This is a genomic window from Streptomyces sp. WMMC940 (assembly GCF_027460265.1).
Classification (GTDB): domain Bacteria; phylum Actinomycetota; class Actinomycetes; order Streptomycetales; family Streptomycetaceae; genus Streptomyces.
Genome location: NZ_JAPZBC010000001.1, coordinates 7,333,422 through 7,357,470 on the forward strand (window position 1 = coordinate 7,333,422; position 24,049 = coordinate 7,357,470).

The 24,049-nt window shown below is 71.8% G+C and carries 17 protein-coding genes; 10 read left to right on the forward strand and 7 right to left on the reverse strand.

Annotated elements, in window-relative coordinates; all coding sequences use genetic code 11:
• Positions 1-107: 107 nt before the first annotated feature.
• From O7595_RS32220 to O7595_RS32230, 3 genes are all read right to left on the reverse strand, one after another.
• A complete protein-coding gene (locus O7595_RS32220; RefSeq protein WP_269732702.1) occupies positions 108-1,130 on the reverse strand; it encodes a polyprenyl synthetase family protein in 1,023 nt (340 codons plus the stop codon).
• A gap of 83 nt (positions 1,131-1,213) precedes the next feature.
• Positions 1,214-2,410, reverse strand: coding sequence for a tetratricopeptide repeat protein (locus tag O7595_RS32225; protein WP_269732110.1), 1,197 nt, complete (start codon positions 2,408-2,410; stop codon positions 1,214-1,216).
• Between the two features lie 597 nt (positions 2,411-3,007).
• Positions 3,008-3,235, reverse strand: a complete 228-nt coding sequence (locus tag O7595_RS32230) for an ATP-binding protein (RefSeq protein WP_269732111.1) — start codon at positions 3,233-3,235, stop codon at positions 3,008-3,010.
• Between the two features lie 401 nt (positions 3,236-3,636).
• Between O7595_RS32230 and O7595_RS32235 the strand changes: the two genes are divergently transcribed.
• Positions 3,637-6,351, forward strand: a complete 2,715-nt coding sequence (locus O7595_RS32235; protein ID WP_269732112.1) for a LuxR C-terminal-related transcriptional regulator — start codon at positions 3,637-3,639, stop codon at positions 6,349-6,351.
• Between the two features lie 200 nt (positions 6,352-6,551).
• On the opposite strand, the gene rfbB is transcribed toward O7595_RS32235, so the two are convergent.
• The 4 genes from rfbB to O7595_RS32255 all read right to left on the reverse strand — a co-directional run bounded on the left by rfbB (position 6,552) and on the right by O7595_RS32255 (position 11,242).
• A complete protein-coding gene (gene rfbB / locus O7595_RS32240; protein ID WP_269732113.1) occupies positions 6,552-7,505 on the reverse strand; it encodes a dTDP-glucose 4,6-dehydratase in 954 nt (317 codons plus the stop codon).
• On the reverse strand, positions 7,502-8,566 hold the full coding sequence (locus O7595_RS32245) for a glucose-1-phosphate thymidylyltransferase (protein ID WP_269732114.1): 1,065 nt from the start codon (positions 8,564-8,566) through the stop codon (positions 7,502-7,504). Before O7595_RS32245 ends, rfbB begins: the two co-directional genes overlap by 4 nt.
• A gap of 199 nt (positions 8,567-8,765) precedes the next feature.
• Positions 8,766-9,986 (reverse strand): cytochrome P450, encoded by a 1,221-nt coding sequence (locus O7595_RS32250; protein ID WP_269732115.1) that lies wholly within the window; start codon positions 9,984-9,986, stop codon positions 8,766-8,768.
• Entirely contained in the window at positions 9,983-11,242 is a 1,260-nt protein-coding gene (locus O7595_RS32255; protein WP_332328357.1) for a glycosyltransferase, read from the reverse strand. The genes O7595_RS32250 and O7595_RS32255 overlap by 4 nt, the downstream gene beginning before the upstream one ends.
• Before the next feature lie 406 nt (positions 11,243-11,648).
• Between O7595_RS32255 and O7595_RS32260 the strand changes: the two genes are divergently transcribed.
• The 9 genes from O7595_RS32260 (at position 11,649) to O7595_RS32300 (ending at position 24,032) form a co-directional block, all read left to right on the forward strand.
• Positions 11,649-13,163 (forward strand): flavin monoamine oxidase family protein, encoded by a 1,515-nt coding sequence (locus tag O7595_RS32260; protein ID WP_269732117.1) that lies wholly within the window; start codon positions 11,649-11,651, stop codon positions 13,161-13,163.
• Positions 13,160-16,426, forward strand: coding sequence for a ferritin-like domain-containing protein (locus O7595_RS32265; RefSeq protein WP_269732118.1), 3,267 nt, complete (start codon positions 13,160-13,162; stop codon positions 16,424-16,426). The genes O7595_RS32260 and O7595_RS32265 overlap by 4 nt, the downstream gene beginning before the upstream one ends.
• Before the next feature lie 80 nt (positions 16,427-16,506).
• Positions 16,507-17,766, forward strand: a complete 1,260-nt coding sequence (locus O7595_RS32270; protein WP_269732119.1) for a cytochrome P450 — start codon at positions 16,507-16,509, stop codon at positions 17,764-17,766.
• Positions 17,767-17,809: 43 nt separating this feature from the next.
• Positions 17,810-18,637, forward strand: coding sequence for a methyltransferase domain-containing protein (locus O7595_RS32275; RefSeq protein WP_269732120.1), 828 nt, complete (start codon positions 17,810-17,812; stop codon positions 18,635-18,637).
• Positions 18,638-18,654: 17 nt separating this feature from the next.
• Positions 18,655-20,088 carry an NDP-hexose 2,3-dehydratase family protein gene (locus tag O7595_RS32280; protein WP_269732121.1) on the forward strand — a complete coding sequence of 478 codons (1,434 nt, stop codon included), beginning with the start codon at positions 18,655-18,657 and terminating at the stop codon, positions 20,086-20,088.
• Positions 20,081-21,106 (forward strand): NAD-dependent epimerase/dehydratase family protein, encoded by a 1,026-nt coding sequence (locus tag O7595_RS32285; protein ID WP_269732122.1) that lies wholly within the window; start codon positions 20,081-20,083, stop codon positions 21,104-21,106. The genes O7595_RS32280 and O7595_RS32285 overlap by 8 nt, the downstream gene beginning before the upstream one ends.
• A gap of 67 nt (positions 21,107-21,173) precedes the next feature.
• Positions 21,174-22,283: a DegT/DnrJ/EryC1/StrS family aminotransferase gene (locus O7595_RS32290; RefSeq protein WP_269732123.1), complete on the forward strand. Its 1,110-nt coding sequence runs from the start codon at positions 21,174-21,176 to the stop codon at positions 22,281-22,283.
• A 55-nt stretch (positions 22,284-22,338) separates the two neighbouring features.
• Positions 22,339-22,959, forward strand: a complete 621-nt coding sequence (locus tag O7595_RS32295) for a dTDP-4-dehydrorhamnose 3,5-epimerase family protein (RefSeq protein ID WP_269732124.1) — start codon at positions 22,339-22,341, stop codon at positions 22,957-22,959.
• Between the two features lie 230 nt (positions 22,960-23,189).
• On the forward strand, positions 23,190-24,032 hold the full coding sequence (locus tag O7595_RS32300; protein ID WP_269732125.1) for an SAM-dependent methyltransferase: 843 nt from the start codon (positions 23,190-23,192) through the stop codon (positions 24,030-24,032).
• Positions 24,033-24,049: the final 17 nt, after the last annotated feature.

Below are 24,049 nucleotides of genomic sequence, written 5' to 3' on the forward strand. Positions count from 1 at the left end.
GGCGGTGCGTCGCAGGCCCCCTTGGCCGGGCGGGCCGCGAACCGCACGCTCGACGACCTTCTTTGGTGACGCCCACTGCCAGTCGGCACCCCGCGACCGCCGGCGCTTCACCGGCTGCGGTCCAGCAAGGAGGTGAACAGCGCGTCCAGATCCCCCGCCGCATCCGGCGCCAGTGCCCGTCCCCGCAGCCCCTGGCGCGCGGCCTCCAGATGCCGGAGCGCCTCGTCGCGGGTCGCGGCCCGTCCGCCCGCCTCCTCCACCAGCTCGGCGGCACGCGCCGCAGTCGCACGGTCCGGTGGCTCGGGCGACTCCAGCAGCGCCGCCAACTCCCGCGCCGCCGGCCCTTCCCCGGCGAGCGCGGCGAGCACCGGGAAGGTCTTCTTGCGTTGCCGCAGGTCACCGTGGACGGGCTTCCCGGTCACCGTGGGCTCACCCCAGATGCCCAGCAGGTCGTCCACCGCCTGGAAGGCCACCCCCAGATGCCGCCCGGCGCGTTCGAGCTCCGCCACCGTTGCGGCAGGCCCACCGCCCAGCACGGCGCCGAGCGCGACCGCGCAGCCCAGCAGGGCCCCCGTCTTGTGCTCCGCCATCGACCGGTACTGGTCCATCCCCACCGCACCGGGCCCGCTCCACGGCTGCCGCTCGAAGCGCAGGTCCTCCGCCTGCCCGCGCACGAGCGCGTCGAGCGTCCCGCACAACCGCCGGACCGCCTCGCCCGTCCGCGGCCCCGGTGCCCCGGCCAGGCCTTGCACGGCGAGGGCGTGGAGCGCGTCCCCGGCGAGGACGGCCGGGCCCGTCCCGTAGGCCTTCCACACCGCCGGGCGTCGCCGCCGCAGCTCGTCGCCGTCCATGATGTCGTCGTGCAGCAGGGAGAACGTGTGCACCAGCTCCACGGCGACCGCCCCGGCGACGGCCACCCCACCGTCCGCACCGACAGCCTCGGCCCCCAGTACGGCGAGAGCCTGCCGCACCCCCTTGCCCTCGGTGCCGTCCGGATCCGGCGTCCCCTCGGCATCGCTCCAGCCCAGCGCGTACGCCGCCATATCAGCGGTCCACGGGTGCAGCCGCCCCACCGACTCCACCAGCGCCGGCCGCACCAGTTCCCGGCATCGTCGCAGCACATGGCCCACATCGGTTTCGCGGCGGTGCGGCGCGTCAGTCGCAGCGGCGTCCGACGGTCGGGAAGGGGAGTGCACCGGCGAGAGTGAGGAACTCACCGCAGCCCCTCCGCGTCCGCGGCCCGCAGTTCCTCGGCGTTCGCCGTGCGCAGTCCTTCCGCGTCCGCGGCCCGCAGCGCCTCCGCACCGCCGGCGGGCAGCACCCGCCCCCCGCCGCCCGCGGCCCCGTGGCTGTCCGGCAATGGCCCCAATCCCAGCTCGGCCGCGGCCTTCTCGACCATCTCCCGGGCGTGCCGCAGCCCGATGCGGTCCAGGGTCGAGCGGAGCTCGGCCAGTTCGGCGGCGCTCCGAACCGCGTCCCGGCCGAGCCGGGCGCGCGCCTTGACCAGCCCCAGCCGCGACAGTGCCGTCCCCCGTGGCTCCTCGATGTCGCGGAACTCGGCCAGCGCCCGCTCGTACAACTCACGCGCCTCGGCATACCGGCCCGCCCGGTACAGCACGTTGCCCCGCATCTTGTGGTTGTAGGCGAGCGCGCTCGACAACCGCATGTCCCGGCACACCTCCTCAGCCTGCGAGAGCAGCGACAGGGCACGTTCCACATCACCGTCGCGCACGGACACCACATCCGCGATGCCCCGCAGGGCCCACGCCCACCCGCGCCGGTCCTCCGCGAGCAGTGCCGTGTCCGCGGCCTCCTCGAACAGCGCCAGCGCCTCGTCGTGGGCGCCGGTGTTGCGGTGCATCTGCGCGATGCCCTCCAGCGCCCACACCGTGTGCCTCGCCTCACCGCGCCGGCGGGCCTCGGCCAGCAACTGCTCGTGCAGTCTGCCCACGGCCTCGTAGTCGCCCTGAATGCGCCCCGTCTCGGCAAGTCCCGCCAGCGAATAGCCCCGTACGACCACATCGTCGCCCCGCTCGCCCATCTCGGCGGCCAGCCCCAACAGCCGGTACGCCAATGCGAACGACCCCCGCTGGCGGGCCAGCGTGCCCCCACTCCACAGGGCCCACGCCATCGCGCCCACGTGACCGGCCGAACGAGCCGCCCGGTAACTCGCCTTCCACGCCCGGTCGGCCTCCTCGATCCGCCCCAGCCTCCGGTTCGCCTCCGCGACCGCCAGACCGCAGCGCGCCGCCTCCTGCCGGTCACCGGCCCGCTCCGCCGCCCGCAGTTCCTCGGCGCCCCGGGCGAGCACCTCCGGAAGGGAGGCGTTCACCGACAGCGACCCGAGAGCCCCTTGGTACTCCGGCGCCGAAGCCTTCGCCCGCTGCGTCCCACTCACCTGACTGGCCATCAACTGTCTCTCTTCTCCGGTCGACTCGGTGATCAAGATGCCGACTGGGGGCGGAGGTTCCGCGGAGACCGCGATATCAGCCTGGATAGGGGGGCCGGGTCATACTCAAGTGCTACGGGTGCGCCGCGAGGTCGTCGGCGAGGCGTACGGAGGACCGGTGCCCGCCCGGGCGGGCCCGCGGCGGGCTACGCGATCGACGCGTTCCGGCGTCACCGCCTCGGGAGCGTCCTCACTGCCCACCTGCGGGGCCCCTCACGGACCGGCCTGCCGCCCACGCCCACAGGGTGGGGCCGGCCCGGAGCGGCTGCCGCTGCGCCGCTGATCTCCTGCCCCGCGAACCTCCGACCAGGGCGCTGTCCGGCGCCCGGGTCACCCGACGCCGGCCCGTCCCGCGTACGGCGGTGGCGGTTCCCGCCCGGTCATGACGACGGCCGCCACGTCCGAGCCCGCTCGCAGCAGCGCCACGGTCCGTGCGGAGATCCGGTCGAGACGCGTCCGCAGGACGCGTTGGGTCTCCGCCGGGCCGGTGGGCCGGCCGGTGCAGGGTGCCGGGCAACTCGCGCACGGCGGGAACGCCGCTGGCGCCGTCGAGCTCGCTCACGCAGCGGCCCGCCGCCGCGCCTCGTCTGCGAAGCGCCGCAGCAGCGTCGATTTGCCGATGCCGCTGGGGCCGGTGAGGAGGAGTACCACGAAGGGGTCGGCGGGGCCGTAGAGGGCTGAGCGGAATTGAGCCAATTCCTCGTGCCGCCCGACGAAGGTGCACAGTCGGGACGCGTGCAGAAACTGGCCAAAGGTGGCGGGAAAACGGTCGTCATTCCGAGGCATCTTCGGTAGGGCTCCGGGCGAGACTGAGCGCCTTTGCGAACAAGGCGGTCGCCGCAATGATCGGGTTCCATGCGGCGCGCCCGGGGGGCGAATCCCTTGCGCGCATGGGGCGGTGACCCTGCAGGATGGCTCGTGGGCCGACGCCCGACGCCTTGTTGCTCGATTTCGCCGAGTGGTTTTCCGGGCGGTTTCCGGGCGATTTCCTGACGGCGTCGGTGCGGTAAAGAGTCGCTATGGGTGGTCTTGCCCGCCGAGCGGCCTTATGATCGGATGTGAAATTGCGTGATCGAAGTTGGTCGATGAGGGAGAAAATGCACGCCTCTTCGCGGTCGGTAATGGAGAGAAGCGAGAAAGCGATTTCTGGCCCGGTTCACGCGGGGGATCCCATTTCCCGAGCAGAGGTGCGCGGTCGGGAAAAACAGCTGGCCCAGACCGGCGCGCAGCTGCGCCGAGTGGCGCGCGGCGGGCGCAGTGCGGTCCTCCTGGTGGAGGCGGCACCCGGCGCGGGGAAGACCCGTCTCCTGGCGGAAGCCGCCACGCTCGCCGACGCCGACGGCTTCGTGGTCGTGGGCGGTGCCCCGGTCGGCTCCGACGCCGCGATCGAGGCGGCACGGACACGGCTTCGCCATGCCGGCGGCGCCCGCACCGCCGTCGTGCTCGACGATCTGCACCTGGCGAGCCTGCCCGCCCTGACAACGTTGTGCGACCTCGTGGTGGCCCTCAGGGGGCTTCCGATCCTCTGGCTGCTCGCCTTCACCACGGACCGGGGCGACGCGCCGCACGAGCCGCTGAAGGGCAGTCTCGGCAGGCTCCGTGCCAGACTGCCGGTGGAAAACGTACGGGAGTTGGGGCCCATCGAGGGTGAGGCGCTGGCGCATCTGGTCGCCGACTGCACCGGGGCCGCCCCCGACCCGGCTCTCCTCGCCCTGGCGGAGAGCGTCAACGACACGCCCCGTGCCGTGATCGAGCTCATGCGCGGGCTCGCGGACGACGACCTGTGCGTGGTCGACGGGACCTCCCGGCTGCGGCTCGGCCCGTCCGGCGCCGCCCAAGTCGGGGGCGGTGTGCCCGCGCCGGTGCCGAAACGCTTCTCCGTGCTCATCCAGCGAAATCTCAGGTCACTCTCCGAGCCCACCCTGAAGGCGCTCAGACTGGCCGCGGTGCTCGGATCGCCGTTCGCACCGGAGGATCTGTCGGCCCTGCTCGGCGAAGCACCCGTCGGCCTGCTCGCGGCGGTCGACGAGGCGGTCGAACGAGGGCTGCTGGTCTGCGGCGAACACGACCTCGCCTTCCGGACCGAGCCGATCTGGCGTGTCCTGCTCGACTCCGTACCGCCACCGGTGTGCGCCCTGTTGCGCCGACAGGCGGCGAAGATGCTGCTGCCGCGTTCCGACGGCGTGGAACGCGCCGCCCTCCAACTGGTCCACGTCGCCCAACCCGGGAACGCGGAGGAGATCCGCGTCATCTCCGAAGGCGCACGGAAGCTGCTCGTGGCCGATCCGTCCACGGCGGCTTCGCTGGCGACCCGCTGCATGGAACTGCTGGCCCCCGGTCAGGCCGAACGCGTACGTCTGGCGCGCACGGCGGTCGAGGCGTGCACCAGGGCGGGCCACCTGGAGCGGGCGATCACCCTGGCCAAGGCCGCGATCGACGACGCGGCGCCCCTGGCCCCCCCGTTACCGGCGGAACTCGCAGAGGACGTGGCCGCGCTGCAGGCGTCGATGTCGACCGCGCTGCTGCTGCTCGGAAACGTGCAGTCGGCGCGTCGTGCCGCGGGCGACGCGCTGGCGGCGCGACGCGGCGGGGGCCAGCACCGCGAAGCGATGATCGCCCACCTCGCCGCTTCCTACCTGACCGGCGACGGTACCGCGGTGGACCGTGCGCAGAAGATCCTCGACGCGCCCGACCGCCACACACGGACCGTGCTGGTCGGTGCGATGACCTTCCACGCCTTCGGCCAGTGGCGCGACGGCGCGGTGGGGGAGGCGGTGAGCACCCTGCGCGAGGCGGTCGCGCTCGACCGCACGGGCGAGGAGGCGCAGATCCTCGATCCTCGCTGGTTCCTCGCCTTCGCCCTCACCAGGACCGACGAGTACGAGCAGGCAGCGGCCGTCATCCAGAGTTCCGCCGCGACGACCGCCCCGGAGACCGGAGCGCTGAGCGCCGCCGTCCCGGCCGTACTCCGCGCCCAACTGCATCTGGCCCAGGGCCGACTGGACGAGGCCGAGGCGGAGGCCAGGACCGGTGTGGGCACCGATGGCTCCCACATCCCGATGCTCGCACCGCAGGCATGGCTGGTCCTGGCCTCCGTCGCTCTGCGCCGGGGGGCGCTCACCCAGGCCGAGGAACACGTCAGGACCCTGGAGAAGGACTTCCCCCAACACGCCTCCAGTCCCTGGTGGGCGGCGCGCCTCCTGCTGAACGCCCAACTGGCCGAGGCCCAGGCCGACCCCCTGGCGGCGGCGGAAGTGCTCGCGGAGATCGGTGCACAGGCCGGGGCGCTCCGCGAAGCCGTCCTGGAGGACCCGGCCGCCGCGGCCTGGTGCGTGCGCTCCATGCTCGCGGCCGACCGGCAGGATCTCGTCGAGATGGTGATCGACACGACGGAGCACCTCCTTGTCCGCAACCGTCGCCTCCCCTCGGTGCTCGCCACCGCCATGCACGCCCGCGCGCTCGCCGAGGGCGACGCCGACGCCCTGGCCCGCGCCGGCCGGCTGCACCGCAACCCGTGGGCACAGGCCGCCGCGGCCGAGGACCACGCCGCTCTCCTGCTCGACCGCGGGGACCACGAGAACGCGATCAGCGAGCTGGACCGGGCCATGAGCGCCTACGGTGCGCTCGGCGGCGAGCGGGACGCCGCCAGGGTACGTGCCCGCCTGCGCGGCCTCGGTGTACGGCGCCGGCACTGGACGCACGCCAAGCGGCCGGTCTCCGGCTGGGAGAGCCTCACCAAGACCGAGCGCAAGGTCGCGGAACTGGTGGCCGGCGGCCTCACCAACCAGCAGGCCGCCCGCCATCTGTTCATCTCCCCGCACACGGTGGGGTTCCATCTGCGGCAGATCTACCGCAAGCTCGGGATTCGGTCCCGTACGGCACTGATCCGTCTCAAGGCGTAGCGCTTCGCCACGAGGGCCGCCACAGCCGTCCGGTAGGCAGGTGCCGTGTCGCCGGGCGGCGGCTTCCCCGTGCGGCGGGGCGGCATCGGTTCCGTCGTGTGCGCTCGCTCCTCCGTTCTCGACCGCGCTCGAGCCGAAGGCCCCTCCGCTGCGGAACTGCCGGTCGGCACGACTCCGTTCCGCCGTCGGACCTTCGCACCTCAGCGCACTCCGCGCTTCTTCAGCGGCTCCCACCACTCGCGATGGGTCGTGTACCACTCGACGGTCTCGGCCAGGCCCAGGTCGAAGGGGACCGACGGGGCGTACCCGAGTGCCCGCAACTTGGCGTCGGTCAAGGAGTAGCGGCGGTCGTGGGCCTTGCGGTCCGGGACCCGCTCGACGCGTTGCCGGTCGGCGCCGAGCGCGTCGAGCAGCCGGACCGTGAGCTCCAGATTGGTCAACTCGGCGGTGCCGGCGACGTGGTAGACCTCACCCGGTTCCCCGCGGTCGGCGACCAGCCGAACGGCTCGGCAGTGGTCGGCCACGTGGATCCAGTCGCGTACGTTGGTGCCGTCGCCGTAGAGCGGGACGGTCAGGCCGTCGAGGAGGTTGGTGACGAAGAGCGGGACGACCTTCTCCGGGTACTGGTACGGCCCGTAGTTGTTGCCGCAGCGGGTGATACTGACCGGCAGCCCGTGGGTGCGGGCGTAGGCGAGCGCGATCAGATCACCGCCGGCCTTGGAGGCGGCGTAGGGCGAGTTGGGGCTGAGGGGGGCGGTCTCGTCCCAGGAGCCGCTGTCGATGCTGCCGTACACCTCGTCGGTGGAGACGTGGACGATTCTCGGTACGCCCGCGTCGAGGCAGGCCTGCATGAGGGTCTGCACGCCGAGGACGTTGCTGCGGACGAACTCCTCGGCGCCGGCTATCGACCGGTCCACGTGCGACTCGGCGGCGAAATTGACGACGGCGTCGTGGCCGGGCACCACCTCGGCCATGAGCGCCGCGTCGCAGATGTCGCCGTGCACGAACGTGAAACGGTCCTCGACGGGTGCCAGGGCGGCCAGGTTCCCGGCGTAGGTCAGCTTGTCGAGGACGGTCAGCTCGTCCCCGACGGCGAAGGTCCGTACGAAGTGGGAGCCGATGAAGCCGGCGCCCCCGGTCACGAGGATTCTCATGACGCCACCTGCACCTTGCTGTGGTCGCCGAGGACGAGGCGGTGGGCCCGCAGGACGCGGGGCGTCGACGTCACCTCGACCTCACGTCCGATGAGCGAGCGCTCCACGCGCCGCACTCCGGCGATGGACGCCCCGCGCAGCACGATGGAGTACTCGACCTCGCTGTCGACGACCGAGCAGCCGCTGTCGATGGAGGTGAACGGACCGATGTAGGAGTTGTGGATGCGTGAACCCGTCGCGACGACCGCGGGACCCACGATCCGCGATCCCGTGACGGTCGCGCCCTCCTCGATCACCACCCGGCCGATCAGCTCGCTGGACTCGACCTCGCCCGAGCAGTCGGTCTCGACGCCGTCCAGGACCAGCCGGTTGACCTCCAGCATGTCGGCGACGTTGCCGGTGTCCTTCCAGTAGCCGGAGACGAGCGTCGACTCCACACGGCAGCCCGAGTCGATCAGCTCCTGGATCGCGTCCGTGATCTCCAACTCCCCCCGCCAGGACGGTTTGAGCCGGCCCACGGCGTCGTGCACACGGGCGGTGAACATGTAGACGCCGACCAGCGCGAGGTCGCTCTTCGGGTGCTCCGGCTTCTCCTCCAGACCGATCACCCGGCCGGTGTCGTCGAGCTCCACCACGCCGAACGCACGCGGGTCCGACACCCGGGTCAGCAGGATCTGGGCGTCCGGACGGTTCACCCGGAAGCGGTCCACGAGTGTGCCGATGCCGCCGACGATGAAGTTGTCGCCCAGGTACATCACGAAGTCGTCGTCGCCGAGGTAGTCCCGGGCGATCCGTACGGCGTGGGCGAGCCCCAGCGGTGCCTCCTGCGGGAGGTAGGTGACGTCCAGACCGAAGCGTGAGCCGTCGCCGACCGCGGATTCGATCTCGGCGGCCGTGTCGCCGACGACGATGCCGACCTCGTGGACGCCCGCCAGGGCGATCGATTCGAGGCCGTAGAAGAGGACCGGCTTGTTGGCGACGGGCACGAGCTGTTTCGCCGACGTGTGGGTGATCGGCCGCAGCCGGGAACCGGAGCCGCCGGCGAGTACGAGCGCCTTCATCGGCGCCCCACCCGTACGTCGGCCGCAAAGGTAGGAGTCATCATCTCCCCAACTTCCTTGGAAGGGCTGGATGCCCGAGCCGTCCTGGTGAGCGCCCGGTGGCCGGGCCCCGGGGGGTCGGGCACGGGGCCGGGCGCCCCGTACGGGCGTCCTCCGCCTCCCGGTGTCGAGAGGCGGGAAAACGCCGGTGGGCACGTCGTCAGTTCAGTAGGGCGGGCAGGGCGCTCAGTCGCCGGATCATCCACTCCGACTCCCACACCACGGCGTCCTCGCCGCTCAGCCGCGCCTTGGGGAAGCGCCGCAGGAACTCCCGTACGGCGATCTGTGCCTCCAGGCGGACCAACGAGGCGCCGATGCAGTAGTGCATGCCGAGGCCGAAGCTGACGTGGCCGTGCCCGGCGCGTGCCGCCTCGAAGCTGTCGGCTCCCTCGCCCGGCTCCCGGTTCGCCGCCGCGATGCTGACCTGCACCGGGGCCCCCTTCGGGATCAGATAGCCGCCGAGTTCGATGTCCTCGGTGGGGAAACGCCACGTCGGGTGCGGGAACGGCGGATGGACCCGGAGGGCCTCCTCGATCCAGCCCTTGATGTCCTCCTCGGACTTCGGCCGCTCCTCCGGAGGCCGGCGCAGCGCCTCGTACAGCGAGGCGGAGATCAGGCTTCCCGTCGTCTCGTAGCCAGTGATGATCATGCCTACGGTCCAGACGACGACCTCGCCCTCGGTGACCGCGTCCGGCCCGTCTGCCGCGGCCAGGAAACCCGTGATCACACCCTCCCGCAGCGGGGCCGGGTCCTTCACCCAGCCCTCGACCGCCCCGAACAGCGCGCCGACCGCCTCTCGGCGTGCGGGGTAGTCGGAGGAGTAGAGCATGACGTCGGTGATGCTGCGCAGCCGTCGCTCGGCTTCCAGGGGGAGGCCGAGCATCTCGGAGATGAAGGCCAGCGGGACCCGGTGGGTGTAGTCGGTGACCACGTCGACCTCGGCGGACGCCGAGGCCCGCGACTGCTCCAACTCGGTGAGGAAGCCACCGACCTTGACGCCGACCCGTTCGCCCCACTTCTCGGTGTTGCGCGGGCTCAGCACCGGCTGGTGCACCCGCCGGATGCGGGCATGGTCCGCCCCGTCGCTCATGATCATGGCGCGTGCGTACTCCGGGGGCGGCTGCGATCCCACCATCAGACCGGGCCGGCGCATGAATTCGGGGACCAGGGTGATGTCCTTGGCCATCTTGGGGTGGGCGAGCGCGGTCCGCACCAGCTCGGGGTCGCAGACGACCCAGGCGTGCTCGCCGAGGTAGGGGATGCGGACGACCGGCGCCACGCGCGCTGCGGCCAGCAGCTCCGGCATGCAGTCGAAGGGGCCCGGGTCCACGGGCATGCTGGTCTCGGGGGCTTCCTTCAGGTCGGTCTTCGTGGTGTTCAACGTGTGATACCTCCTCCGGTGGGGATCTGGCCCTGGGAATCGGCCATGGACTCGATGAGATCGGCGGCCCGTCGCGGGGCGTCGCAGCTCTGGTGCTCCTGGGCCAGTGCGCGTGCCCGCCGTCGGTGGCCACCGTCGTTCAGCACGGTGGCCACCGCGTCCCGCAGGTCGGCCCTCGACACGGGCCGCTCGAGGACGACACCGGCGCCCGCCCACTTGACCCGCGCGGCCACGTCGGGTTTCTCCTCCGAGCCCGGTACGACGACCAGGGGCACACCCTGGGCGAGGGCCGCGTTGACACCGTTGTAGCCGCCGTTGGTCACCATCACGTCCACGTGCGGCAGCAGATGGTGGTAGGGGATGAACCGCTCCAGCCGTACGTTGTCCGGAAGCGGTCGGAGCCGGTCGACGTCCAGGTCGGTGCCGGTGGTGACCACGAAGAGGACGTCCTGGTCGGCCAGGGCCCGTACGGCCGGGACGAGCATCCCTTCGACGTCGTTGGCGGTGGTGCCCTGGGTGATCAGCACCACCGGCCGGCCGCCGTGCAGGTCCTCCCACCAGGCGGGCGGGTCGAAGTCCTCCGGGGGCAGCCCGAGGAGGGGGCCCACGAAATGGGTGCCCCGGAGCAGATCGCTGCGGGGGAACTCGAAGGACGGTACGGTGCCCAGCAGATAGAGCGTCGGCGGACGGGCGATGTTCTCCATGGCGGCGGTGTTCAGCCTCGGCAGGTTCACGGAGGCCCGGACCCGGTCGGCCTCCCGGCGCAGGTCCCGCATCACCACCTGGTCCGAGACGAAGCGGAGCAGCGCGTTGCGGATCCGGCCGAGCGGCGACGAGCTCGGCCCCAGCCCCCGGCCGAGCGGGGCGGTGTCCCTGCTGCCGAGGATGTAGACCGAATTGGCCAGCCACGCCAGTGGGATGCCGGTGCGTTCGCTCGCGAAACAGGCGCCGTAGCACATGTCGTCGGCGAGGACGCAGTCGGCCGGGAACCGTTCGAGGACCGCCAGGAGGTCGTCCATCTGGCGGGGTGCGGTCCGGTAGAAGATGTCCCGGACACCGGTCTTGAAGTTCGCGAGTCCGGTCAGCCCGGCGTGGTCGGGGTAGGCCTCCTCGCGGCTCCTGCCGCCGAAGTCGACTTCGGGGTGCATGGGTTCGAAGTGCGCCCCGGCCTGTTCCACCTGCCGCTGGAAGGCCCGGCCGGTGTACCACCGCACCTCGTGGCCGCGCCGGGCCAGTTCGCATGCGACCTCGAGCATGCTCACGACGTGTCCCTGTGCCGGTGTGGTAGCGATCAACACGCGCGTCAACGTCGCCTCCTCAGGGGTCTCGTGTCACGGATTGCATCGGCGACCCCAGGCACCCACGGGGGTCCGGGCCGACCGTCCACGCACGCCAGCATCACCCTGCCGGGGGGCTGGACGGCGGCGGTGGGAAAACCCCGCGCACTCGCGCAGGGTGGCGCCGCCACGCCACCCCGATGACGCCGACGGACGGCTCGTCGAACCACTCGTGCGCAGGTCCGCCGGGGGATACGGACGCAACTCCGCCCCCCGAAGAATTGCCGATGCGCAATCCCCGGCATCGCCCCTTCCGAAACACGGAAAGGCGCCGCGCTCATCCCACACAGCCCCGGCCTTGGACTTCGCGTACTGGAGGAAACCTGTGACGGCACCCTTGCAGGACAGTGACGGGCCGGACGGCGCCCTCGGCGGACCGAAGAAGGTGACCGTCATCGGCGCCGGCATCGCCGGTCTGGTGACGGCCTATGAACTGGAACGCCTCGGACACGACGTCCAGATCATCGAGGGAAGCCACGAGGTGGGCGGCCGGATCCACACCCACCGCTTCGCCGGTGCCGGTGAGGCCGGGCCGTTCGCCGAGCTCGGCGCGATGCGCATCCCCGCCGGGCACCGGCTGACCATGCACTACATCGCCGAACTCGGCCTGCAGAACCAGGTCCGCGAGTTCCGGACGCTGTTCTCCGACGACGCAGCCTATCTGCCCAGTTCCGCGGGCTACCTTCGGGTGCGCGAGGCGCACGACACCCTGGTCGACAACTTCGCCGCCGGACTGCCGAGCGCGCACTACCGGCCCGACACCCTGCTGTTCGGGGCCTGGCTGGACGCCAGCATCAGGGCCATCGCACCCCGCCAGTTCTACGACGGGCTGCACAACGACATCGGCGTGGAACTGCTCGACCTCGTCGACCACATCGACTTGACGCCGTACCGGTGCGGTACCGCGCACAACAGGATCGACCTGCACGCCTTCTTCGCCGACCACCCCCGAATACGGTCGTCCTGCCCGCTCCGGCTGGAGCGCTTCCTCGACGACGTGCTCGACGAGACCAGCTCCAGCATCGTGCGGCTGCGGGACGGGATGGACGCGCTGCCCCGGCGGCTCGCCGCACGGATCCGCGGCAGGATCTCGCTGGGCCAGGAGGTCGTGGGCATCGACGTGCGCGACGACGCGGTGGTCCTGCGGATCCGCCAGGGTGTCACGACGGTCACCAGGACCTGTGACTACGTGGTGTGCACCATTCCGTTCACCGTACTCCGGAGGATGCGGCTGACCGGCTTCGACCAGGACAAACTGGATATCGTCCGCCAGACGAAGTACTGGCCGGCGACGAAGATCGCCTTCCACTGCCGCGAGGCCTTCTGGGAGAAGGACGGCATCAGCGGGGGCGCCTCCTTCACCGGCGGCCACGTCCGGCAGACGTACTACCCGCCCGCCGACGGCGACCCCGCGCTCGGCGCGGTGCTCCTCGCCAGCTACACCATCGGCCCGGACGCCGACGCCCTCGCCCGGCTCAGCGAGACCGAGCGGAACGCCCTCGTCACCAAGGAACTCAGCGTGATGCACCCGGAGTTGCGCAGGCCTGGCATGGTCCTGGGAGTGGCGGGCCGGGCCTGGGGCGCACGCCGATGGTCCTGGGGAGCGGCCACGGTCCGATGGGGCCAGGAGGCCGCCCTCCGCGAGGCCGAACGGCGCGAGGCCGCCAGGCCGCAGCGCAACCTCTTCTTCGCCGGCGAGCACTGCTCGTCGAAGCCCGCGTGGATCGAGGGCGCCATCGAGTCGGCGATCGACGCCGCGCACGAGATCGAGTGGTGCGAGCCGCGTGCCAGGGGCGTGTTCGCCGCCTCCCGACCGAGCCGATCGGACCGGTCGGCGTGAGCGTCTTCGACCTGCCCCGGCTGCACTTCTCCGGAACCGCCACGACCCATGCGCCCACCGGCGCCCGCAGCGGACTCGTCGACCTCGCCACCAACACGGCACTCACCGCCGACGGGCAGCCCTTCCCGCCCCACCGTCCACCGGGCGAGTACCACGACCACCTCGACCGGATCGGGCCGCGGTACGACAGCACCGGCCGCCCGGCGCCCGACGGCCCCTTCAGTGCGGCCAAGGGCGAGGACTTCGCGGGCAACGGGCACTTCGCCGTCGACGCGCGGATCGTCGGCGTCGAGTGCCGCGCGGGCGACCTGGACACCCGGGACCCGGTGATCGGGCGCGCCGTCGACATGTGGGGGCACTACAACGAGTACCTCGGCACCACGGTCAACCGGGCCCGGGTCTTCGACGTCGATCCGGCCTCCGACTGGACGACGACCCTCATGGTCGGACAGTTCTGCTTCGGGCGCGACGGTCGCTCCCACGACGTCGGCTACATGGCCACCGGCGCCGTCCACGGCTTCCACCCCCCGAGGTGGCACAACTCCCACCACGTGAGGGACGTCGGAGAGCACTGGCTGGCCAAGCGGCTGCGCCGGTCCGTGGTCCACCAGTTCGTCGTGGCCGAGGACGACGAACTGACCTGGCTCGACGAGGCGGCCGTCTCACCGGCCGTACGGCTCCTGCGGGACACGGTGGCCTGCGGGGAAGCGGGAGGGCTGGTCGTGCAGTTCGCCCTCGGCCAACCGTCCGCACCCGAGGCCCCCGACCGGCCGAGCCGCTGGCGACTGCGCGGGACCATCGCTCCCTGGCGGCCGTGCGAGTCGCGCACCTACCCGGCGGGCCGTCTGCTCGTTCCGAACCGCCCCGGGCCCTGCGGGCCGCACAACCTCACCGTCGAGCTGACGGACGACCACGCCATGCTCAACATGATCACCGCGATGCCCGTCTCCGGCTCGGTGCGGGACGGCCGGTCCGAGGCCGCGCCACTCGACCTCGGCGATCTCGAACTGCGGACGGCGGACAGCGGTCGACTGGTCGCCCGGGTGCCCCGGCAGACCTACCTCGGGGAGGCGTACGCCCTCGCCGGCGGCCTGGTGACGGTCCCCATCGAGATGCCGGCGAGGGAGGCCGCCGAGGAGGCGCTGCACCTGGTCGGGACCGGCCCCGACGGCCCGGTGGTGCACCTGCGCGAGAAGGAGGTCACCGTCCAGGCCGACGACGCGGCCCTCATGCTGGAGCACCCCCGGGACGCGGACGACGCGGACCACGACGTCGAGGTGCTCGTGCGGTCCTTCGTCCGGGGCCGTCCGGCCGCCGTCGGCGAGATCGGCGTGCGGCAGTTCTTCAACCCCCGGGCCCTGCCGCGTGACCCGGTCGCGGCTTCCCCCGACGCGCGGTCCTCGGACGTCGACGTCGTCCGGGTGCGTGCCGGACGGCGGGGCGGTGACGGTGCATGGTCGAGTACGTGTGTTCTGGGCACGGATGACGCGGGCCGGGGCTGGTTCACTCTGCGGGGCGCGGCGGCCGGGACCGCCCGGGTCCTGCTGTCCACCGGCCCCGACGACCTGCCGTGCGACCCGGACCGACCCGGCTCCGCCACGCTGGGCTACGACCACGACGACGCGCTCGGCTACTGGCCCGGCGCCGGGTACCTGGCGGTGCGGGTGCTGCCCGACGACTGGCGGCTGGCCGGGACGGGCCAGGACGAGGTGACCTTCGACCTGGTGTACGAAGAGGTCTTCGCGTTCTACGAGCACACGTACTCGTTCATGAAGGCGGAGGTCTTCAGCCTCGCGGACCGCTGCAAGGTCGAGACGTACGCCAAGCTGATCTGGCAGATGTGCGATCCGCGCAACAAGTCGAAGACCTACTACATGCCGCCCACGCGGGAGCTCTCCGAACCGAAGGCCCAGCTCCTGCTGACGTTCCTGCGGGCCCAGCAGAAGCCCGACGAGGTCCTGTCGACGGTGCGGGCCACGAGCCGCAGAAGCCGGAGGATCACCACCCGGGACCAACTCGTCGAGGTGCTGCGCGACGCCGCCGCGATCGAACTGGCCGTCATGCTGCAGTACCTGTACGCCGCCTACTCGGTGCCCACCCACGGCGCCGGCGCCGAGTACGTGCGGCGGGGGCTGTGGACGTCCGAACAGCTTCGGCTCGCCTGCGGTGACGGCGGGGAGACCCTCGACGAGGGCATCCGCAGCATGCTGCTGGACATCGCCCGCGAGGAGATGATCCACTTCCTGCTCGTCAACAACATCCTCATCGCGGTGGGCGAGCCGTTCCACGTGCCTCGCATCGACTTCGGCACCGTCAACCACGAGTTGGCGGTCCCGCTGGACTTCTCCCTGGAGCGGCTGGGACCCGGCAGCGTGGAGCGGTTCGTGCAGATCGAGCGTCCGGAGGGCCTCGTCGAGGAGGTACGGCGCGGCGACGGACCGGCAGCCCCCGCCGCGTACGACGAACGGCACCCCTACGGTTCGCTGAGCGAGCTCTACGCGGACCTCAGGGAGGGACTGAAGAGCGTCCCGGACCTCTTCATGGTGGACAAGGGCAGGGGAGGCGGGGAGCACCACCTCTTCCTGCGCAAGTCCCTCAACCGGACCCACCCCGACTACCAGCTCGAGGTCGACGACCTCGCCAGCGCGCTGTTCGCCGTCGACGTCATCACCGAGCAGGGGGAGGGAGGAGTGCTCGGCCCGCGAGGCGACGAGACGTCCCACTACCACGCGTTCCTGAGGATCTCCGAGCTGCTCCGCAGCGCGCCGACCGACGGGCCGCACCCGGGCGCCGAACGGTGGAACCCGGCCTACCCCGTCGTACGGAACCCGACCCTCGGTCCGGGGAACCCGGCGACGGAGACGGTCACCGATGCCGGCGCCCGGGCGGTGATGAAGCTGTTCAACCGCGCCTACTTCATGGCGCTTCAGCTCATGGCCCAGCACTTCGGTGAGTGCCCCGACGCCGCCCTGCGGCGGTCCGACCTGATGAACGCCGCGATCGACATGATGACGGGCCTGATGCGCCCGCTGGCGGAACTGCTCGTGACCATGCCGTCGGGTCGCCGGGGCATGACCGCCGGACCGTCGTTCGAACTGCTCGAGCAGCCGATGGCCGTATCCCGTCCGGACGTGGCCCGGCGCGGTATCGCCCGGCGCCTCGACGAACTCGCGACGGAATGCGGCAAGCATCCCGTCGTACCCGCGCGCGTCGGTGAGATGAGCGCGTTCTGGGCCGATCACTTCCGGCCGCCGGGCCGCTAGCGGCCCGGCCCCCTCGGGCCGTCCCGCAGCCGAAGGGCGCCCCGCACCACACCGCCGCACTGCCGACCGAAGGAGACCGCATGCCCCGCGCGACGCTGCCGCGGTTCGACCTCATGGGCTGGGACAGGGAGGACATCAGCCACCCGTACCCCGTGTACCGGCGCTACCGGGAGGCCGCGCCGGTCCATCGCACCACATCGGGCCCGGGCGGGCCGGACACCTTCTACGTCTTCACGTACGACGACGTCGTCCGCGTCCTGTCCGACCGGCGGTTCGGACGGGACGCGCGCGTGGCGTCCGGCGACACCGGCACCGGCACGGCCCCCGTCCCGATCCCCGCCGAGCACCGGGCCCTGCGGACCATCGTCGAGAACTGGCTGGTCTTCCTGGACCCGCCGCGCCACACCGAACTGCGCTCCCTGCTCAACACGCGGTTCTCGCCCTCGGTCGTCACCGATCTCCGCCCACGCATCACCCGGCTCGCGCAGGAACTCGTGGAGCGGCTGGGAGGCCACCGCGAGGCAGACCTCGTCGAGGGCTTCGCCGCGCCCTTCCCCGTCCTCGTCATCTCCGAACTGCTGGGCCTCCCCGAAGAGGACCGCGCATGGCTGCGCGCCGGCGCGGTCGCCCTCCAGGAGGCCAGCACCACCCGATCACGCGGCGCCGGTGGTTACGCCCGGGCCGAGGCGGCCTCCCGGGAGTTCGCGCGCTACTTCCGGCAGGAGGTGGGCCGGCGGAGCGGGGGCGACGGTGCCGACCTGCTCACCCTCCTCGTCCGGGCCCGGGACACCGGCGCACGGCTGAGCGTGGACGGGATCGTCGGGACGTGCGTCCATCTGCTCACCGCCGGACACGAGACCACCACCAACTTCCTGGCCAAGGCCGTGCTGGCCCTGCGGGCGCACCCCGAGATCCTGGCGGAGCTGCGTGGCACGCCCGAGGTGACGCCGCTCGCGGTCGAGGAACTCATGCGCTACGACCCGCCGGTGCAGGCGGTGACGCGTTGGGCCTACGAGGACGCGCGCCTCGGCGGGTACGACGTGCCGCGCGGCAGTCGCGTGGTCGCCCTGCTGGGCTCGGCGAACCGGGACCCCGCGCGCTTCCCGGACCCCGACGTCCTGGACGTCCACCGCGCCGCCGACCGGCACCTGGGCTTCGGCCTCGGCATCCACTACTGCCTGGGCGCGACGCTGGCCCGCGCCGAGGCCGAGATCGGCCTCAGGACCCTGCTGGACGGAATCCCCGGGCTCGGCCGCGGCCGTCACCGGGTCGAGTACGCCGACGACTTGGTCTTCCACGGCCCGACGCGGCTGGTCCTCGACCTGTCCGACCTACCGTGACCCGCGGCGAGACATCGACAACGCACAACAGGAAGGCACAGCCATGACGCAGAAGTCCGACACCACCGCCGACTCCGTGGGCGAGGTGTACGACCAGTTCGCCGACGCCGGCGCCACCACCGCCATGGGCGGCAACATCCACGTCGGCTACTGGGACGACGACCCCGGCGTCCCGCTCGCCGAAGCCACCGACCGTCTCACCGACCTGGTCGCCGCCCGCCTCGACCTCCGGCCGGGCCGGCACCTGCTGGACGTGGGCTGCGGCATCGGGGTGCCGGCCCTGCGTATCGCGGTGGCGCACGACGTGCACGTCACCGGCATCACCGTCAGCCAGCAGCAGGTCGCCGAGGCGGCGGGGCGGGCGGTCGGGGCCGGCCTCGGCGGCAGGGTCTCCTTCCGGCTGGCGGACGCCACGGACCTCCCCTTCCAGGACGGCTCCTTCGACGGTGCCTTCGCGATCGAGTCGCTGTTGCACATGGCCGACCAGACCCGTGCGCTGAAGGAACTCCATCGAGTCGTCCAGCCCGGCGGCCGGCTCGCCGTCGCCGACCTGTGTCTGCGGCAGCCGTTCAGCGGCGGCGACAAGGCCGTACTGGACGGGATGCTGCGCATGTACGAGATCGCCGGGATCAACACGCCCGACGAGCACCGCGCCCATCTGGCGGCAGCGGGCTGGGAACTGCTGGAGCTGACGGACATCGGTGAGCAGGTCCGCTCCAGTTACGGGCACGCCGCTGCGGCCTTCCGGGGGCTCGCCGACTCCCTCGACTCCGGCGCGGCGGAGCAGATGGCCGCGGCGGCGGACCTGATGGAGGGCGTCGGGAGGCACCCGCACACCGGCTATGTCCTGATCACCGCGCAGCGGTCCTGACCGGCAAGGAGCCCTCGATGTCGTCTCGGATCGTTCCACCGCCCGCCGCCCCGGCCGTACGCCCGCGCGAGGACGGCCGGTTGGCCGACCGCATCGCCCTGTCGGCCGCGACCGGGCGAGGGGCGCGGGTGCGGACCGAGGACGTGCGCGCCTGGCTGGCCGACCGCCGCCGGGCCCATGTGTTCCACGTGGAGCGGATACCGTTCGCGGAGCTGGGCCAGTGGCGCTTCGAGCAGGGCACCGGCAATCTCGTGCACCGCAGCGGGCGGTTCTTCACCGTCGAGGGCATGCATGTGGTGGAGCTCGACGGTCCCTCCGGCGACGGCCCGTACCGGGAGTGGCAGCAGCCGGTCGTCAGACAGCCCGAAGTGGGCATCCTCGGGATCCTGGCCAAGGAGTTCGACGGGGTGCTGCACTTCCTGATGCAGGCCAAGATGGAGCCGGGCAACGCCAATCTGCTCCAGCTCTCCCCGACCGTGCAGGCCACCCGCAGCAACTACACCGGGGCCCACCGGGGTACGGACGTCAAGCTCATCGACCACTTCTTCCGGCCCGATCCCGACCGCGTCGTCGTCGACGTCCTCCAGTCCGAACAGGGCTCGTGGTTCTACCGCAAGACCAACCGCAACATGATCGTGGAGACCGTCGGCGACGTCCCCGAACTGGACGACTTCCGCTGGCTCACCCTCGGCCAGATCGCCGAGCTGCTGCACGAGGACGACATGGTCAACATGAACGCCCGGACCGTGCTGTCGTGCGTGCCGTACCAGGACACGTCCCCCGGCGCGCTGCTGTCGGACGCGCAACTCCTCTCCTGGTTCACGGGCGAGCGCTCCCGCCACGACGTGTGCGCCGAACGCATACCGCTCGCCGACGTGCGCGGCTGGAAGCGCGGAGCCGAGGCGATCGAGCACGAGGACGGCCGCTACTTCAAGGTCGTCGCCGTCTCCGTACGGGCCGGCAACCGCGAAGTGGTCAGCTGGGACCAGCCGTTGGTGGAGCCCGTGGGGCTGGGGATCGCCGCGTTCCTCGTACGCGAGATCGACGGAGTACCCCATGTGCTGGTGCACGCCCGGGCCGAGGGCGGCTTCCTGGACACCGTCGAGCTGGCCCCGACCGTCCAGTGCACACCCGGCAACTACACCCACCTGCCCCCGGCGGACCGCCCGCCGTTCCTCGACGCCGTGCTCAACGCCCCACCGTCGCACATCCACTACCAGGCCGTCCTCTCCGAGGAGGGCGGGCGCTTCCTCAACGCGAGGAGCCGGTACCTCGTCGTCGAAGCCGACGACGCCTCGCTCGACCCGCCCCCCGCCTACACCTGGGCCACCCCGGCCCAGCTCAGGGCCCTCACCCGGCACGGCCACTACCTGAACGTGGAGGCCCGCACGCTTCTGGCCTGCCTCAACGCCGCCGTGGCGCGGTCCCGGGAAGGGGAGCGCCATGGATGAGGGCACCGCTGACATGAAGAAGAGGAGCGCCATGAAGCGCACACCGCTGGTCACCGTGCTCGGTGCCTCCGGCTTCGTCGGATCGTCCGTCACCCGCGCGCTGGCGGGCCGCCGGATCCGGTTGCGGGCCGTTGCGCGCAGGCCGAGCGCACCTGCTCCCGGCCCGGCCGAGACCACCGTCGTCACCGCCGACCTCACCGACCGGAAGGCCCTCGCCGAGGCGGTCGCCGGCTCGGACGCGGTGATCCATCTGCTGCTGGGGGAGGGCGGCTGGCGGGCCGCCGAGAGCGACCCCGGCGCCGAGCGCGTCAACGTCGGGGTCATGCGGGACCTCGTCGACGTACTGCGGCCGGCGCCCGGCGAGGTGACGCCTCCACTGGTCGTGTACGGCGGTGCCGCCTCACAGGTCGGTGTACCGCAGCGGGAGCCGCTCGACGGCACCGAACCCGACCGCCCCGAAACCGCCTACGACCGGCAGAAGCTGGCCGCCGAGCAGCTCCTGCTGAAGGCCACGGCCGAGGGCCGGGTACGTGGCATCAGCCTGCGTCTGCCCACGGTGTTCGGCGAGAGCGCGGCGCCCGGTGCAGGCGACCGGGGTGTCGTGTCCGCCATGGCGCGGCGGGCGCTCGACGGCCGGACGCTCACCATGTGGCACGACGGCACGGTTCGCCGCGACCTGGTCCACGTCGACGACGTCGCGGCGGCGTTCACGGCCGCCCTGAGCCACCCGGACTCCCTGGTGGGCGGCCACTGGTTGATCGGCGCAGGCCGCGGTGACGCACTGGGCGACGTCTTTCGGCTCGTCGCCCGCACCGTGGCCGACGTACTGGGACGGCCGCCGGTCGACGTGGTGTCCGTCGAGCCACCCGCGCACGCCCCCGCGACGGACTTCCGCAGCGTGACCCTCGACTCCGCACCGTTCCGCGCGGCCACCGGCTGGCACCCCCGGATCCCGCTGCCAGAAGGCGTGCGCCGCGCCGTGACCGCCCTGGCCCGGGAGCGGAACGACCCCCGGTGACGGCACCCCTGACACCCACCTACCGCGGACGCACCGCCGTGCGCCGCCGTTCTGGAAAGGCTGGAAGATGACGACGCGTGTATGGGACTACCTGGCGGAGTACGAGGCCGAGCGCCCGGACATCCTCGACGCCGTTGAGACGGTCTTCTCCTCGGGTCGGCTGGTGCTCGGCGCGAGCGTACGCGGCTTCGAGGAGGAGTTCGCCGCCTACCACTCGGTGGGCCACTGCGTAGGTGTCGACAACGGGACGAACGCGATCAAGCTGGGACTGCAGGCCCTCGGCATCGGCCCCGGCGACGAGGTGATCACGGTGTCGAACACGGCGGCACCCACCGTCGTCGCCATCGACTCCACCGGCGCCACTCCCGTCTTCGTCGACGTCCGCGAGGACGACCACCTCATGGACACCGGCCAGGTGGGGGCGGCCATCACCGAACGCACCCGGTGCCTCCTCCCCGTCCATCTGTACGGCCAGTGCGTGGACATGGGCCCATTGAAGGAACTCGCCGCCCGGCACGGGCTGGCCGTCCTGGAGGACTGCGCGCAGGCCCACGGCGCCCGGCAGGGCGGGACGATGGCCGGCACCACCGGTGACGCCGCCGCCTTCTCCTTCTACCCGACCAAGGTACTCGGCGCGTACGGCGACGGCGGTGCCACGATCACCTCGGACCCCTCCGTGGCGAAACGACTGCGCCGACTGCGCTACTACGGCATGGACGAGCGCTACTACACCCTGGAGACCCCCGCCCACAACAGCCGCCTGGACGAGCTCCACGCCGAGATCCTCCGCCGCAAGCTGGGGCGGCTCGACACCTACATCGCCGACCGCCGCGCCGTCGCCCGGCGCTACGCCGACGGTCTCGCCGACACCGACCTCGTCCTGCCGCGCACCGTGCCGGGCAATGAGCACGTGTACTACGTGTACGTGGTCCGCCACCCCCGGCGCGACGACATCATCGAGCGCCTCAAGGCGTACGACATCCACCTCAACATCAGCTATCCGTGGCCGGTGCACACCATGACCGGATTCGCCCACCTCGGATACGCCAAGGGGTCGCTCCCGGTCACCGAGGCGCTGGCCGGCGAGATCTTCTCGCTGCCGATGTACCCCTCACTCGCCCCCGACCTCCAGGACAAGGTCATCCATGCCGTGCGCGAGGTACTGGGGACGCTGTGACGCCCAGCCGCCCGCCGCGTTCCGCCGAGCCGACCACCGAGCCACGGGAGAAGATGTGAAAGCACGCGCACTCACCGTCGAGGGAGCAATCGAGTTCACCCCCCGCGTCTTTCCCGACGACAGGGGCAAGTTCGTCTCGCCCTACCAGGAGCAGGCGTTCACCGAAGCCCACGGCGCTCCGCTCTTCCACGTCGCGCAGACCAACCACAGCGTGTCCCGGCGCGGCGTCGTACGCGGCATCCACTACACGGTGACGCCACCGGGTACCGCGAAGTACGTCCACTGCTCCCGCGGCAGTGCGCTGGACATCGTCGTCGACATCAGGGTCGGCTCACCCACGTTCGGCCGCTGGGACGCGGTACTGATGGACCAGCGCGACCACCGGGCCAGCTTCATTCCCGTGGGAGTGGGCCACGCGTTCCTGGCGCTGGAGGACGACACCGTCATGTCGTACATGCTCTCCGAGAGCTACGTCGCCGAGAACGAACTCTCCCTCTCCGTCCTCGACCCGGCCCTCGCACTGCCGATCACCACGGACACCGAACCGATCCTCTCCGAGCGCGACCGCGCGGCGATCACCCTCGCCGAGGCGCAGCGGCAGGGTCTGCTCCCGGACTACGCCCGCTGCCGGCAGATCGAGAGCGGGCGGCTCGCGCCGGCGAAACCCGTGCCGTGACGCCTGTGCGCCCACTCGCGGTCCGTATCCCCCGGGGCACCGGGGAGCGCATGGGTTGTACGGCGCCCGACCCACCCGGCCGGTCGTGGCGGACGCGCCTCCCCACGCGAACGAGTGGGTCCTGACCGGCGCTCCCGCCCAGTGGCCCGCCCACCGGGATGCTGTGCCCCAGCCGGGGCCGCGCCCCGCCCGCCTGCTTCCTGCACCTGCCAACCAGAGAGGCCGTTTCCATGACCGACCCCGTCCAGACCCTGCCCGAGCCGGAGGCCGTCGGCAAGCTGTACGACCGACTCACGCTGAGCGCGATGAACGACGGAACCTTCAACCCCAACGTGCACATCGGCTACTGGGACACACCGGACTCCGAGGCCACGATCGAGGAGGCGATGGACCGGCTCACCGACGTCTTCATCGAGCGGATGAGGGTGGACGACTCCTCCCACGTCCTCGACCTGGGCTGCGGGGTGGGCGGTCCCGGTCTGCGGGTCGTGAGGCACACGGGCGCACGGGTCACCGGCATCAGCATCAGCGAGGAGCAGATCAAGACCGCGGGACGGCTGGCGGCCGAGGCCGGGCTCGCCGACCGGGCGGTCTTCCAGCACGGTGACGCGATGGAACTCCCCTTCGCGGACGCGTCGTTCGACGCCGTGATGGCCCTGGAGTCCGTCTGCCACATGCCGGACCGGCAGCAGGTGTTCACCGAGGTGTGCCGGGTGCTCCGACCCGGCGGCCGGATCGTCCTGACCGACGTGTTCGAACGTCACCCGCGTAAGGCGGTACGGCACCCGGGCATCGACAAGTTCTGCCACGACCTGATGTCGACCACGGCGGACATCGACGACTACGTCGCCCTGCTCCACCGCTCCGGCCTGCGGCTCCGCGAGATCCTCGACGTCACCGAGCAGACCACGCTGCGCCTCGCCGACGAGTTGGGGAAGCTGACGGCCGTCGGGGACCGCCCCGTGGCCATGGACGAGGGCAACTTCGACTTCGGCGAGGGCGCCTTCAAGCCGTCCGACCTGGCGGGTGCCGACGACTTCGGCTGCCTCCTGGTCACTGCCGAACGCCCCTGACCCGGTGCGCGCGGGGA

Coding starts and splice junctions, on each gene's coding strand:
- O7595_RS32225 (WP_269732110.1), bottom strand. CDS start 2,410: ATGGCCAGTCAGGTGAGTGGGACGCAGCGGGCGAAGGCTTCGGCGCCG.
- O7595_RS32230 (WP_269732111.1), bottom strand. CDS start 3,235: ATGCCTCGGAATGACGACCGTTTTCCCGCCACCTTTGGCCAGTTTCTG.
- rfbB (WP_269732113.1), bottom strand. CDS start 7,505: ATGAGAATCCTCGTGACCGGGGGCGCCGGCTTCATCGGCTCCCACTTC.
- O7595_RS32245 (WP_269732114.1), bottom strand. CDS start 8,566: ATGAAGGCGCTCGTACTCGCCGGCGGCTCCGGTTCCCGGCTGCGGCCG.
- O7595_RS32255 (WP_332328357.1), bottom strand. CDS start 11,242: ATGCTCGAGGTCGCATGCGAACTGGCCCGGCGCGGCCACGAGGTGCGG.
- O7595_RS32270 (WP_269732119.1), top strand. CDS start 16,507: ATGCCCCGCGCGACGCTGCCGCGGTTCGACCTCATGGGCTGGGACAGG.
- O7595_RS32275 (WP_269732120.1), top strand. CDS start 17,810: ATGACGCAGAAGTCCGACACCACCGCCGACTCCGTGGGCGAGGTGTAC.
- O7595_RS32280 (WP_269732121.1), top strand. CDS start 18,655: ATGTCGTCTCGGATCGTTCCACCGCCCGCCGCCCCGGCCGTACGCCCG.
- O7595_RS32285 (WP_269732122.1), top strand. CDS start 20,081: ATGGATGAGGGCACCGCTGACATGAAGAAGAGGAGCGCCATGAAGCGC.
- O7595_RS32290 (WP_269732123.1), top strand. CDS start 21,174: ATGACGACGCGTGTATGGGACTACCTGGCGGAGTACGAGGCCGAGCGC.
- O7595_RS32300 (WP_269732125.1), top strand. CDS start 23,190: ATGACCGACCCCGTCCAGACCCTGCCCGAGCCGGAGGCCGTCGGCAAG.